Below are 13,708 nucleotides of genomic sequence, written 5' to 3' on the forward strand. Positions count from 1 at the left end.
GGCTGGTCCTATAAACAGGCATGGCAGTGGACATCTTCGCCCTTGCTCCCGCCCCCTGTTTCTGCAACATCGGATTGGTGGCAAAAGACACAGGAATACTGGCCGATAATGGGAACGCTTCTTTTGACGCCGCGTGGAATGACGTGCGTGCTGACGAGGATATCCAATTTGCCAGCATCGCGCCGAAACCTGAGGAAGAGCCGCCCGAATGGTGGACGGATTTTCTGGAATGGTTAAACGATGTTCTGGCCCCAGTTGCGGAAGGATTGGTGACAGCATGGCCGACCCTCAGGATCATATTGCTGGTGCTGTTGGCGGCCGGTGTGTTGACCTTGTTGTGGGTTATATTATCGCCTTATTTGGATGACTGGCGTAACCGCAAACCAATGCTGGAAGAAGAATGGCGACCGGACCAAATAACGGCGCGGCGTCTGCTGGATGAGGCGGATGCCTTGGCCAGCAAAGGGCGATTTAACGAGGCCGCACATCTGCTGCTGTTTCGCAGCATCGAAGATATTGAAAAGCGCCGCCCCGATTTGCTCCGCCCGTCCAACACATCTCGTGAGATTGAGAGGTTCGACAGTCTGCCCGAAACTGCACGTGCGATGTTTGCTGTGATTGCCGGCCATGTCGAGCGCGGTATTTTTGCAGCAACGCCAATCGGTGAAGAAGGCTGGAGCGCCTCACGCAATGCTTATGGCGAGTTCGCCATGGCGGAAAACTGGCGCAAACCAAGGCAGAGCGGGAAATGAGCATCGCCCGATGAGTGTTCAGGCCAGCCCGTTCAAGCGGACGACGATCTTCATCATGTTTGCCATCGGTTTCGCGGCCTTTGTTGCACTGCTCTATGGGCTGGGCACCGGTGACCAGCTGGCCTCGGGGAAAAACGGTCAGGCCCATGGCGCGTCCAACAGCCTCGTCGGTTATAAGGCGTTGGCGGATATATTGCGCAAGACGGGAATAGAAGTGCAATATTCGCGAACGGCAGCTGGCATCGATAATCCCGGCCTTTTGATCCTGACTCCCAATGCTTTTGCGGATGCTGACGATGTGGCGCAAGTCATGCAGGATCGTGCCTATGTCGGGCCGACCATTATCATCCTGCCGAAATGGCAAGTCATGGCTGTTCCCGATCCGCGGCTAAAAAAGGGCTGGGTCCAGCGTTTTGGAACATTGGGCGGCGATTCCGGTAAATCGATGCTCAAGGAAATTGTCGATGTCGAAGTTGATGTCGCTGCAACCGAAGCAGAAGGCGATCAGGAAAAACCAAAAACCCGATTTTCCGTGAATTCCGGTGTCGGCGGCACAGTGAAAATACCTGAAACACCGGTGGCCATGACAGGCGATTACATTCGCACCATCGTACCCAATCGGGCGGGCGATGGCGCCCTGGTCGCCTATCTGGATGATGGCGGAATTTATCCGCAACTTGATAGTTTGGATGAATCCCAAATCGCCGATGAAGAGGAAATTGACGAATCCTATTATCCACTGGTTCTGGTTGCTGATGCGGACCTTATGAATAACACCGGCATGGCCGACAAACAGACCGCACGGCACGCTCTGGCGCTGATCGGCGCAACTGGGATCGCGGCTGGTGATATTGTGACATTTGATCTGACCTTCAACGGGCTTGGTTCGTCCGAAAACCTGTTGACCCTGGCCTTCGAGCCACCGTTTCTATCGGCAACCATCTGCCTGATTATCGCTGCGTTGGCCGCTGCCTGGATGGCGTTTAACCGGTTTGGCCCGCCAGCGCTTGACAGGCGAAGTATCGATTTTGGCAAGACTGCGCTGGTCAATAACAGCGCTGGTTTCATCCACCGAATGCAGCGCGAACATCTCGTCGCCGAACCCTATGGTGAAATGATCCGCAACGAGGCAATTCACGCGATCGGTCTGCACTCGGATACCGACCAGGAAGAAGTGAATCGCAAGCTCGATATGCTGGGTGAAGTGGACGGCAATCGGTTCACAAGCTTGCTGAACAATCTCAATCAGGCCCAGAATTCACGCGAAACTGCGGACCATGCAGCGGCGCTCTATCATTGGAAAAAGGAACTCATCGGATGAACATTGGCGAACTGAAGACCTTGGCGGACAATATCCGCGCCGAAGTCGCGAAGGCAATTATCGGGCAGGAAGAGATTGTCGATCATCTGTTGATCGCATTATTTTCCTCGGGCCATGTGCTGCTCGAAGGGCCACCCGGAACAGCCAAGACGTTTCTGGCACAATGTTTCTCGGCAACGCTCAGTCTCGATTTTGGCCGGATCCAGTTTACCCCTGATCTGATGCCCGGTGATATTGTCGGATCCAATCTGTTCAACTTCCAGACCAGTACCTTCACACTCACGCGGGGGCCGATTTTCTGTGATCTTCTGCTCGCCGATGAAATAAACCGGACCCCGCCCAAAACGCAGGCGGCGATGCTGGAGGCAATGCAGGAACGCGCTGTCACGATCGACGGTGAAACACATGATCTGTCGCCCCGGTTCATGGTGGTTGCGACCCAAAACCCGATCGAACAGCAAGGGGTATATCCGCTGCCCGAGGCACAGCTCGACCGGTTCCTTTTCAAGCTACTCATTGAATATCCCGATGCCGAAGAAGAGAGGAAAATCGTTTCCCAATATGGCGAGCGTATCGGTGCACCAATACCCAAGGACTTTGGGATCGGTGCGCAAGTGGATGAGAAAGCACTTGTTGCTGCGGCGGAAACGGTGAAATCGGTCAGGCTCGTGGATGATGTCACGGACTATATAGTGCGCCTTGTCCGGGCGACGCGAGAGACCGCTGATCTTGAAAATGGGGCAAGTCCCAGAGCTGCGATCATGCTCGCCACATCAGCGCGCGCACGGGCCGCAATTTCCGGAAGAGACTATGTCGTGCCGGACGATGTCAAAGCACTTGCGCCATCCGTGTTGCGCCATCGCACTCTTCTCTCGCCTGCCGCAGAGATAGAAGGCCGCCAGGTTGATACGATTATAGAAGCACTGGTTGAGCGGACGGAAGCACCGCGTTGATCTATCCGACTGCCCGGGCCGTTATACTCATCGCGATTGGTGCGCCAATAGCCGCCATTCTGGCGGCGCTCATGCCGAATCTCTGGGCAGCCGGTATCGCGTGGGCAGGGATGATTGTCTTGTTGCTCGTCATTGATGGCTTGATTGCTGCCAAGGCTGGAACGGTGCGATTGGCAGCACCTAAAACAACCGAGATCGGGGCACCACTGGAGCTGGCCGTCCGCGCGGAATTTGCCGGACTAATGGCTCCCCGTTCGGTTAGCGGAAATCTGGGACTGGATGACCGGTTGTCGGAAAACGGCCGAATGGAATTTACACTCAACCGATCTGAAGAACGGGACGGGAATTATAGCGGTACCGCCACAACCACGCCGAACCGTCGCGGGACCGGCGAAATAGGGAGGCTGTGGCTGCGCTGGAAGGGGCCACTTGGGCTGGCATGGCGCCAGACTGCAAAGCAAAGTGATGAAACCATTGCCGTCATGCCCAATATCTCTGCCGTGCGCAGCCCTACCGTACAGATGTTTCTGCGCGATTCCGTTTTTGGATTGCTGGCCCGGAAATTTCGTGGAGAGGGCAGTGAATTTGAAGCACTGGCCGAATATCAGCCGGGCATGGATCGGCGCAGTATCGACTGGAAAGGCTCGGCGCGACACAGCAAATTGCTGGCCAAGGAATATGATACCGAACGCAATAACCAGATCGTTTTCGCAATGGATTGCGGATCAGCGATGTGCGAACCGATAGACGGCTTGCCGCGGATCGACCGCGCTGTGTCTGCCGCTTTGTTGACCGCCTACATCACTCTGAAATCCGGTGACAAAACAAGCCTGTTCAGTTTTGCCGCCAAACCGGAATTATCCACGCCATTCCTGTCGGGCGGCCGGAATTTCTTTCGATTGCAACAGGATGCTGCGACGATCGATTATCGGCATCAGGAGAGCAATTATACATTGGCATTGTCGGCACTATCCAACCGTTTGCAGCGGCGATCGCTGATCATCATTTTTACCGATTTTACTGATCCGACCAGTGCTGATTTGATGCTGGAAGCCGCCGCGAGATTGATTGACAAGCATCTGGTGCTTTTCGTCGTGCTGGAAGATGAAGAACTCTCTCAATTTATCGAGAAGAAACCGGAAACCGCAGAAGATGTCACGCGCAGCGTTACCGCCCAAAGTCTGCTCAACCAAAAGAAACTGGTGGTCACTCGCCTGCAGCATATGGGCATTGATGTGATTGAGGGCGCGCACAGGGACATCGGCACGCGACTGATCAACAGCTATCTCAAAATCAAGCGGCGAGGGGCCATCTAATGGCGAGTGTCATGACAGATCCGGCCGCTCAGCGGGCCATTGAGACAGCCGCACTGAAAAGTGATCGCTTTCGCCTCGAACGGGAAGCAGACTGGATCCGGCTCGAAGAGATAATCACCAAGATGGAGAAGGGCAAAAGGCGGCGACTGAGCGACGAGGATGTGCTCGCTTTGCCTACGCTTTACCGGACATTGCTATCGAGTCTCTCGATAGCGCGTGAAAGTTCTCTGGATGCTGGGTTGATCGATTATCTGGAAGGCTTGGCGCTGCGTTCTTATTTTCTGGTTTACGGTACGCAGACCAGTTTTGGGCAATGGCTACGCGGGTTTTTTGGCGGTGGCTGGAGCGAAGCTGTTCGCGCAATCAAGCTGGATATATGGATTGCTTTCTTCGTCATGATTGCCGGTACGCTGATCGGATATCTTCTGGTTGCTGGCGATAGCGACTGGTATTATGCGCTCGTGCCAGGCAACTTTGCAGATGTTCGGGTGCCCGGAGCGAGTGAGGCCGCATTAAGAGGCACGCTTTTCAGCAAAGAAGAGCATGACGGCCTAGGGGTCTTTGCCGCCTATTTGTTTAGCAATAATGCACAGGTGTCGATTCTCGCATTCGCGCTCGGTTTTGCTTTTGCGATACCCAGCATATTGCTGCTGATCCACAACATGGCCTTGTTGGGTGCGATGCTCTGGGTGTTCGCGCAGCGCGATCTGACATTGGAATTTGTCGGTTGGCTGTCGATTCACGGCACCACCGAATTATTTGCGATTTTGTTGGCAGGCGCTGCAGGAATTCATGTGGGACGTTCGATAGCCTTTCCCGGCGCAAAGTCACATTTGAAAGCTGCCAGCGATGCAGGCAAACGGGCCGCTCTGGTCATGGCGGGCGTGATCATCATGCTCATTTGTGCCGGTTTGCTAGAAGGATTTGCCCGGCAGCTGATCAACGATACGGGCCTGCGCTATCTGGTCGGTGGTGGAATGCTTGCATTCTGGTTGATCTATTTCTTCCTTTTCGGGCGCAATCATTTGGAGGCAGAATCGTGAGCGTTGCGAGAACCGATCCATGGATCAGGCGATCCGCAAATCCAACACTGGACCGTGTGATGGTGTCGCCAGAGGGCGTGCCTTTGAATGTCACGGTTGCGACTGCGGGCGCTCGCGCCGGAGCTCTGCTGCTGGACATCATTATCATAATGGGCCTCCTTCTCGGGGTGACGTTACTCGGCCTGCTCGTCATCTGGGGTTTCGAATCCGCTTTTGGCGATGGCATCACTTTGGAGCAAAGCGGGCCGTTGAGTGCCGTTATTGTCCTTTGGATCATCGCGGTTTTTCTGTTTCGTAACGCCTATTTCCTCTTTTTTGAACTGGGCGACCGCGCCGCCACCTGGGGCAAGCGTGCCGTCGGTATCCGGGTTGCGGCACGCGATGGAGGGCGGCTGACCGCAGAAGCGGTGATCGCGCGCAACATCATCCGGGATATCGAGCTGTTCTTGCCTTTGATCTTTATCTCTTCTGGCGAAGCGAGCGGATCCATGACAGATTTCACTGCCTGGGCCGGCTTTTTCTGGGTGCTTATGTTCCTACTCTTTCCGCTGTTTAACAAAGACCGGCTGCGATGCGGTGATCTGATCGCCGGGACATGGGTTATCCAGAATGTGAAGCGAAATCTCGACGGTGTTGTTGCGCCTTCCGCCGAGGCAAACGGGAAGCTGGTGCCCGGATCTGGTTCCAGCCGATATGAATTTTCTGATGCTGATTTGTCGGTTTATGGCGAGTTCGAGTTGCAAACGCTGGAAACTGTGCTGCGCACCGGCACCGAAGAGGCAATCCAAACCGTGACGAGCTCAATCTGCAATAAAATCGGATGGGAGCCGGGCAGCGGTGATGAGCGTATATTTCTGGAGGCCTATTACACCGCTTTGCGCGCCAAGCTGGAAAGCGGCATGCGGTTCGGGAAACGCCGTAAGGACAAATATTCGGCTGATATTTAATGAGTCGATTAAATCGGGCTGCAAATTTGTCAAAGTGAAAATCCACAAGAGTCGCGCTTGCCGTAGCGTCACCTGCTACGGCCTTTAGATCAGCTTGTTTTCTGCGGTTTTTGGCCTATGTTGACGCCAAATTCATTATTGGAGAGTCGGTCATGAACCTGGAGTTCACAGCAGAGGAAAAAGCATTTCGCGATGAAGTGCGTAATTTTATCGAGAATAACTACCCGCAAAATATCGAACGCGCCGCGGTGCAGGATGACATGAGTCCGGAAGATATGACCGCATGGCATAAAATCCTCGGTGAAAAGGGCTGGTCTGTTCCGGCCTGGCCTGAGCAATATGGCGGAACCGGCTGGACCCCGACACAGCGTTATATCTGGTCAGAAGAAAATGCGCGCGTCAATGCGGTCATGCCGCTGCCGTTCGGCGTCGCAATGGTCGGCCCGGTTATCTATACATTCGGCAATGAAGAGCAGAAAGCCAAGCATCTGCCCGGCATTAGAAGCGGTGATGTGTGGTGGTGTCAGGGCTATTCGGAGCCCGGCGCTGGTTCCGATCTCGCATCACTCAAAACAACCGCGATCCGCGATGGTGACGATTATATTCTCAATGGCCAGAAAACCTGGACGACGTTGGCGCAGCATGCCGATTGGGGCTTCTTCCTGTGCCGCACCGATCCCGACGCGCCCAAGCCGCAACAAGGTATCAGCTTCATTCTGGTAGACATGAACACGCCCGGCATCGAAGTGCGGCCGATCAAGCTGATTGACGGCGGTTATGAGGTCAACGAAGTGTGGCTCACAGATGTGCGCGTACCTGCGGAAAACCTGATTGGCGAGGAGAATAAGGGTTGGACCTACGCGAAATTCCTGCTGGCGCACGAACGGTCCGGCATTGCTGGCGTGGCGCGTTCAAAGCGCGGTGTCGAGCAGCTGAAAGACATTGCCAAGCATGAGATGCTGGACGGCGAGCCGCTGATCAAGGACATGGGTTTTGCAACCAAGATCAGCCAGCTGGAAATCGATCTCGCTGCGCTGGAAATTACCGAGCTGCGTACACTGGCTGGCGAACAGGCGGGTAAGGGCCCGGGTCCGGAAAGCTCGCTCTTGAAAGTGAAGGGTACGGAAATCCAGCAGCGCTTGACGGAATTGACACTGGAAGCGGTTGGCTATTACGGTACACCCGATTTCCGCAGCTTCCCTGCCGATGGCTCGAACGATTTCCCGATTGGACCGGACTATGCCCACAGCGCAGCACCGACCTATTTCAACATGCGCAAGACATCGATTTACGGGGGATCGAACGAGATCCAGCGTAACATCATCACCAAAATGGTTCTCGGACTTTAGATCCAACCCGCAGATATAATAAGAAAGCGAAACTATGGATTTCAATTTTTCTGACGAACAGAATATGGTTCGTGACGGTATTTCACGACTGGTTCGGGAGCAATATGACTGGGATACACGGCGTGCCGTGATTTCCAGCGAGTCCGGCTGGCGCCCAGAATTCTGGGCACAGTTGGCGGAACTGGGCATGCTGGCCGCGCCTTTCTCGGAAGAGGATGGCGGCTTTGGCGGCGGCGCAGTCGAAACCATGCTGATCATGGAAGAATTTGGCAAAGGCCTGGTGGTCGAGCCGTTTGTTCCCAGCGTTGTCTGTGCAGGCGGGTTCCTGAAACATGCCGGAACGGCTGCGCAAAAGGAAGAATATCTCAGCGCGATCATCGCAGGCGAGAAGGTTTTCGCCTTCGCCTATGCCGAACCGCAAGGTCGCTATGATCTGGCGAACCTGACAACTACTGCGAAAAAAGATGGTGAAGGTTACACACTAAACGGCCAGAAAGCGGTTGTGATTGGCGCGCCTTGGGCCAGTCATTTCGTGGTGACCGCCCGAACCTCTGGCGGACAGACTGATGCCGATGGTGTTTCCGTATTCATCGTTGCAAAGGACGCTGATGGCGTCAGTTTGCGCGACTATGCCACCGTCGATGGTCGCCGTGCTTCGGAGGTCTATTTCGAGAATGTTTCGGTGCCGGCCGATGCCTTGATCGGCGAACTGGACAATGGCCTGCCGCTGATCGAGACGGTTGTCGATGAAGCCACAGCGGCGGTCTGCGCAGAAGCCACCGGCGCTATGCAGGTGACCCACGCCATGACACTGGAATATGCCAAACAGCGCAAGCAGTTCGGCGTGCCGATCAGCAGCTTTCAGGTGCTCCAGCACCGCATGGTCGACATGTTCATGGAATATGAGCAGTCGATTTCCATGTCCTATCTCGCGACGATCAAGCTCGCTGAAGACGAAGCGACCCGCAAGCATGCGGTCTCGTCCGCCAAGGTCCGTATCGGGCAATCGGCACGTTTTGTTGGCCAGTCTGCGGTGCAGACCCATGGCGGCATGGGCGTAACCGACGAAACGGCTGTCGGCAGCTATTTCAAGCGGCTTTCAATCATTGAAAGCGAATTTGGCAGCGTCGATCATCATATGCGGCGGCATATCAAGCTCACCGCAGCCGCCTAAAACGAGCATCAAAGCCCTATCACAAAAGGGGGTGCGGCCGCTCTGGCTGTGCCCCCTTTTTCGCGTTATCCCGTTCCTTCCTTTGGGAGGGAATGGATATGGCTGATCAGGCGACATCAAGCACCGGCGGGATCTATCGCTACTATGTGCTGATCATGCTGATGCTGACCTTCATGTTCAACATTGCCGACCGGCTGGTCATGTCGATCCTGATCGAGGATATCAAAGCCGAATTTCTGTTGAGCGATACGCAAATTGGCTTGCTGGCGGGAACAGCCTTTACCGCCTTCTACCTGATCCTGGGTATTCCGGCAGGGCGACTGGCGGACCGTACAAACCGCAAGAATATGGTTGCGGTGGCCTTGTCGCTATGGAGCCTGATGGCCGCCCTTTGCGGCGCCGCGGTTGGTTTCTGGACAATGCTTCTCGCCCGCCTTGGCGTCGGTGTCGGAGAAGCGGGCGGCGGTCCCCCTTCCGTCTCGATTATCACGGACTATTTTGAGCCTCAGGAATTGTCACGTGCGATGGGTATATTTGCGGTAGGCGCTGTACTCGGGCCCGTGCTGGGCTATGCAGCGGGCGGGCTGATTGCAGAATCCTACGGGTGGCGCTGGACATTCATAATATTGGGCCTGCCGGGGGTGTTGCTGGGCATCATCCTCTATTTCACTATCAAGGAACCAAAGCGCGGCCGCTATTTCAAAAAGGATAGCGGGCAAGCCGGACAGGCCGGCGTCGATGAGCAGCAGCCGTTCATGGTCACGATGCGATCGCTGTTTAAAAACAGCGTATTTTTCCGCGTTGTGCTGGCCAATTCGTTTACCAATATACCCTCTTTTGCCTTTGCTATCTGGCTGGCACCTACGCTGATCCGCAACTTTGATGTTACGCAGGGAGAAGTGGGCGTGTATCTGGGTGCGGTATTATTCGCCGGTGGTGTACCGGGGATGATATTAGGAGGCTATCTGGCCGATTATCTGGCCAAGAAAAACCCCAAATGGCGCCCGTGGTATTGCAGCTTCGCGATGGCGCTTACCCTGCCATTCTGGTCGTTCTGTTTGCTGGCGGATAGTCTGGAAATGACTCTGACGCTCTATATCATCGGTTATGTTCTTCTGGTTTCGACACAGGGGGCCGCAATTTCCATGGTGCAGGCCGCGGTGTTGCCGTCAGAACGCGGCACGGCATCATCGATCAGCAGCCTGGTGATAAACCTGCTCGGCTATGGCATTGGTCCTGCGCTGATTGGACTAATGAGTGACAACTGGGCTGCGGAACATGGCTCCATGTCGCTCAGTTACGCGGTCATCGCAACGGTGGTGGTCAGCCTGATCGCGGCCATAATCCTGTTCTGGTGGACGGGCAAAGCGGTGACCGGTGAGCCGGCTGCCGATTAGACTAAAGCAACAGTCCGCCATCTGCGATCAATGTCTGCCCGACGACATAGCTGGCCAGCGGCGATGCCAGAAACAGAGATAGCCCAGCCATATCTTCGGGATCGCCAATGCGGCCAACGGGAATATTGCGGATCGTCGCTTCCCGGCGTTTCGGATTTTCGGTTGTCACCGCCGTCATCTTGGTGGCGATAAGGCCCGGCGCTATCCCGTTTACGCGGATGCCATCCGGGGCCCACGCTTTGCCAAGTGTTCGGGTCAACCCCATGGCTCCGGTTTTCGACGCATTATAGGCTGGGTTTCCAACGGTCGCGTGAAAGGCGGCGGTCGAGCTGATGATGATCAACGACCCTTGTGCTTCTTTGAGCAGATCATGAAATTGTCCCGCAAAGGTCATCAGGCTGTTGAGATTAACCTGAATCACCTTGGCAAAATTGTCCGGTTCAAATTCCTGCCGTTTGTACAGCACCATGCCTTGCGAACAGATCAGCACATCCAGACGATCAAACGTCTGACGGTAGGCGGCAATGGCGGCGTCATCGGCGGCATCGACCTGCGCATAGTGCAAGCCTTCCAGATCAGAGCCTTGGTCCTTCGAATATTCATCCGGTCCCGCGCGTGTGCCGGTAACACGAACCTGCGCACCGCATGCGCGAAAGGCCTGCGCCGTGGCATTGCCTATCCCGCTGGAGCCGCCAATGATGGAAACTATCTTACCTTCATAATTCAGTGCCTGATGATTTTGGGATGCGTTGATCATGTTTATCCTCTTCCATTTGCCCCTATGCAAAGCGATATTGGCCGAGCCGATAGCGATGGTCTAGAGCCTATTGTGATAAGCATGTTCCAGAGGAGAAATCATGGACATTCCATTTTCGCTGGCGGGCCGGACCGCTTTGATCGCTGGGGCATCATCGGGCTTGGGCGCGCATTTCGCCGAATTGTTTGCAGCGGCAGGAGCCAATGTTGTTCTGGGTGCGCGGCGCACAGATCGCACGGCAGAAGTGGCGGAGAAAATAGTCGCAGCCGGTGGCAATGCCTTGGCCGTGCCCCTGGATGTCACCGATGAGGCATCGGTTGTCGCGGCCTATGATGCCGCTGAAGCCAAATTTGGCGTTGTCGATACCATTATCGCCAATGCCGGTGTCAGTGCCGCTGGCAGGTCCACGGATGTGCCTCTGGAAAACCTGCAAACGCTTGTCGGCACAAATTTTGTCGGGGTTTACCTTGTCGCACGGGAAGGCGCCAAGCGGCTCATTGCCAATGATAGCCGGGCCAAGGAAAATGGCCGGATCACGATCATCGGTTCGATCACATCACGCCTGACGGGCGAGGGCGATAGCGCCTATGCTGCGAGCAAGGCGGGCGTCACGCATCTCGGCCGCAATCTGGCGCGGGAATGGGTGCGGCAGGGGGTGAATGTGAACACCATCCATCCGGGCTATATCGCCACCGAAATTCAGGGCGACTGGTATCAGACTGAAGGCGGTCAGAAACAAATCGCGGGGTTCCATCGTCGGCGTCTGCAGGACATGTCATCGCTCGATGCGATGATGCTGTATTTCTCATCCGATGCATCACAGTCGGTGACGGGGTCAGATATGGTAGTGGATGACGGCCAGTCTCTTTGAAGTCATCGCTATAGCGCGATATGCCCGTGCGTCCGGCTGAACCTGCTGTGATAGGTTTCGATAATCTCTGTCAGCGTGGATAGCGCGAGCGTCGCCGGATCTCGGGTAGACGGGATGATGCCAATGGGCGCCTTCATGCGCTTTATATCTTTATCGCTGACGCCAATGTCGCTGAGCAAAGCCTTGCGCGTGTCATGGGTTTTGAAACTGCCCATCGCGCCGATGTAAAAGGCTGGGGATGCCAGTGCCTGTTTCATCAACGCCGCTTCCCAATCATGATCGTGGAAATAGAAGACACAGGCGGTCCATGGATCGGCCTTATAGAGATCGGTTGCCGCCGGTGTCTTGAGCAGACTGACGGTGCCGCCTTGTTCGTTGACACGCGCCACTATATCAGCGTCAGGGGTCAATATTTCGCAATCGAGTCCATAGGATGCCGTAAGATTGGCGAGATTCTCCACCACCGCGCCATGGCCTAGGATCACGATTTTTGCGGGTGGGATGTGATTGACATGAACCAATGCCCCTTCGCTGATAACCGCTTGATCCTGCTCGGCGGGCGCGCTGGTTAGTGCTCCTGTCTCGCGATCCATGCAGATGGTGAAAGGCTGTCTTGCGGTAACCGCTTGGAACAGTTCTGCTACAACGGGCGCATCGGGTAAAGGCGTAAAAAGCAAATCTATACCCCCGCCGCAGGGCAAGCGAATGTCGAGATAGGGTGATCCGGCGCCAAAGCGGACTTCGCGCGGGGCAGCTGCGCTGATGCAATCCACGGCTTCAGCGATGACCGCCGTTTCTATACAGCCGCCGGAAAAGGAGCCAGCTGCGCTGCCATCCGCTGCGACCGCCATATGGGCGCCGGGATTGCGGGTGGAGGCCCCTGTGACCGCCGTCAGCGTTACAAGGGCGCAGTCCAAACCGGCCGCGGTCTTGTCGTTCAGAAACTGGAATATCGGAAATATGTTGTTCAAGCGCGCCGCAATCTTTTGTTTCCCGGATGTTAGCGCAGTTTGGCAGATGCCTGCAATCTTTCGTTTAGCGCCCTCCGGTCACGAACAGACATTGGCCGGTGACCCAGCTGGCCGCCGGTGAGGCCATATAGATGACGGCCGCGGCAATATCTTCCTCCGTGCCGTAGCGCTGCAAGGGAATGCCGATATGTTTGAGCAGCTTCTCGCGATCATCCTCTGATTTTATGCCCATGGATTCATCAAAATTTTCGGTCGGGATCGGGCCGGGGGCCACAGCGTTGACGCGGATTTTCGGGGCGAGTTCCAGCGACAAGGTGCTGGTCAGGCTGTTCACGGCCGCTTTGGATGCCCCATAGGGGCCGTTTTTAATCTGCCCGCCAAACGAAGCCCGGGATGAGGTGTTGATGATCACGCCACCATCTTCCTTCATATGCTTTGCCGCAACGACAGCGCCCATCCAGACGCTCTTGAGATTGAGATCGATCTGCGCGTCCCAATTATCCTCTGATGTCTTGGTGAGGTAGCGCGGTGTCCCATCCGGTAGGCCACCTGCATTGCTGACCCAGACTGTCAGCTTGCCCAGTTCTGCAACGGTGCGTTCCGCCAGATGTTCGAGCGCTGCCATATCGGTGACATCGGTAGCAACGGTTATGGCCCGGCGACCCAGCGCGCGGACTTCTTCAGCTACAGTCTCCAGATCACCAACTGTGCGGGCCGCTAGGGCTATGTCTGCGCCAGCCTCTGCCAAACCCAAAGCAATTGCTCGACCAATGCCTTTGCCTGCGCCCGTAACGACGGCAACGTCGCCTTCCAGTTTGAAACTGTCCAAAATGCTCATAAGAAAACCTCTCCTTTGT

Annotated in this window: 13 protein-coding genes; 10 read left to right on the plus strand and 3 right to left on the minus strand. The window is 55.5% G+C overall.

Features of this window, described 5'->3' with window-relative positions:
- Nucleotides 1-77: 77 nt before the first annotated feature.
- From ACO6S1_RS07330 to ACO6S1_RS07370, 9 genes are all read left to right on the plus strand, one after another.
- A complete protein-coding gene (locus ACO6S1_RS07330) occupies nucleotides 78-752 on the plus strand; it encodes a hypothetical protein (RefSeq protein ID WP_422345655.1) in 675 nt (224 codons plus the stop codon).
- Nucleotides 753-762: 10 nt separating this feature from the next.
- Nucleotides 763-2,073 carry a hypothetical protein gene (locus ACO6S1_RS07335; RefSeq protein WP_422345656.1) on the plus strand — a complete coding sequence of 437 codons (1,311 nt, stop codon included), beginning with the start codon at nucleotides 763-765 and terminating at the stop codon, nucleotides 2,071-2,073.
- Nucleotides 2,070-3,026: an AAA family ATPase gene (locus ACO6S1_RS07340; protein ID WP_422345657.1), complete on the plus strand. Its 957-nt coding sequence runs from the start codon at nucleotides 2,070-2,072 to the stop codon at nucleotides 3,024-3,026. The genes ACO6S1_RS07335 and ACO6S1_RS07340 overlap by 4 nt, the downstream gene beginning before the upstream one ends.
- The gene (locus tag ACO6S1_RS07345; RefSeq protein ID WP_422345658.1) at nucleotides 3,023-4,342 is read left to right on the plus strand and encodes a DUF58 domain-containing protein; all 1,320 of its coding nucleotides are present in this window, start codon (nucleotides 3,023-3,025) and stop codon (nucleotides 4,340-4,342) included. Before ACO6S1_RS07340 ends, ACO6S1_RS07345 begins: the two co-directional genes overlap by 4 nt.
- 11 nt (nucleotides 4,343-4,353) lie before the next feature.
- Entirely contained in the window at nucleotides 4,354-5,385 is a 1,032-nt protein-coding gene (locus tag ACO6S1_RS07350; protein WP_422345659.1) for a stage II sporulation protein M, read from the plus strand.
- Entirely contained in the window at nucleotides 5,382-6,332 is a 951-nt protein-coding gene (locus ACO6S1_RS07355) for an RDD family protein (protein ID WP_422345660.1), read from the plus strand. Before ACO6S1_RS07350 ends, ACO6S1_RS07355 begins: the two co-directional genes overlap by 4 nt.
- 152 nt (nucleotides 6,333-6,484) lie before the next feature.
- Complete coding sequence (locus ACO6S1_RS07360) at nucleotides 6,485-7,681, plus strand: acyl-CoA dehydrogenase family protein (protein ID WP_422345661.1); 1,197 nt, start codon at nucleotides 6,485-6,487, stop codon at nucleotides 7,679-7,681.
- A 34-nt stretch (nucleotides 7,682-7,715) separates the two neighbouring features.
- The gene (locus tag ACO6S1_RS07365) at nucleotides 7,716-8,855 is read left to right on the plus strand and encodes an acyl-CoA dehydrogenase family protein (RefSeq protein WP_422345662.1); all 1,140 of its coding nucleotides are present in this window, start codon (nucleotides 7,716-7,718) and stop codon (nucleotides 8,853-8,855) included.
- 98 nt (nucleotides 8,856-8,953) lie between these two features.
- Nucleotides 8,954-10,252 carry a spinster family MFS transporter gene (locus ACO6S1_RS07370; RefSeq protein WP_422345663.1) on the plus strand — a complete coding sequence of 433 codons (1,299 nt, stop codon included), beginning with the start codon at nucleotides 8,954-8,956 and terminating at the stop codon, nucleotides 10,250-10,252.
- A gap of 1 nt (nucleotide 10,253) precedes the next feature.
- On the opposite strand, the gene ACO6S1_RS07375 is transcribed toward ACO6S1_RS07370, so the two are convergent.
- Entirely contained in the window at nucleotides 10,254-11,009 is a 756-nt protein-coding gene (locus tag ACO6S1_RS07375; protein ID WP_422345664.1) for an SDR family NAD(P)-dependent oxidoreductase, read from the minus strand.
- A 100-nt stretch (nucleotides 11,010-11,109) separates the two neighbouring features.
- On the opposite strand from ACO6S1_RS07375, the gene ACO6S1_RS07380 reads away from it, so the two are divergent.
- Nucleotides 11,110-11,880 (plus strand): SDR family NAD(P)-dependent oxidoreductase, encoded by a 771-nt coding sequence (locus ACO6S1_RS07380; protein ID WP_422345665.1) that lies wholly within the window; start codon nucleotides 11,110-11,112, stop codon nucleotides 11,878-11,880.
- Between the two features lie 8 nt (nucleotides 11,881-11,888).
- Here the strand turns inward: ACO6S1_RS07380 and ACO6S1_RS07385 are convergent, their stop codons facing one another.
- Both ACO6S1_RS07385 and ACO6S1_RS07390 read right to left on the minus strand, forming a co-directional pair.
- Entirely contained in the window at nucleotides 11,889-12,851 is a 963-nt protein-coding gene (locus tag ACO6S1_RS07385) for an XdhC family protein (RefSeq protein ID WP_422345666.1), read from the minus strand.
- Nucleotides 12,852-12,915: 64 nt separating this feature from the next.
- On the minus strand, nucleotides 12,916-13,689 hold the full coding sequence (locus ACO6S1_RS07390) for an SDR family NAD(P)-dependent oxidoreductase (RefSeq protein WP_422345667.1): 774 nt from the start codon (nucleotides 13,687-13,689) through the stop codon (nucleotides 12,916-12,918).
- Between the last annotated feature and the right edge of the window lie 19 nt (nucleotides 13,690-13,708).

The organism is Parasphingorhabdus sp., assembly GCF_965233695.1.
Classification (GTDB): Bacteria; Pseudomonadota; Alphaproteobacteria; order Sphingomonadales; family Sphingomonadaceae; genus Parasphingorhabdus.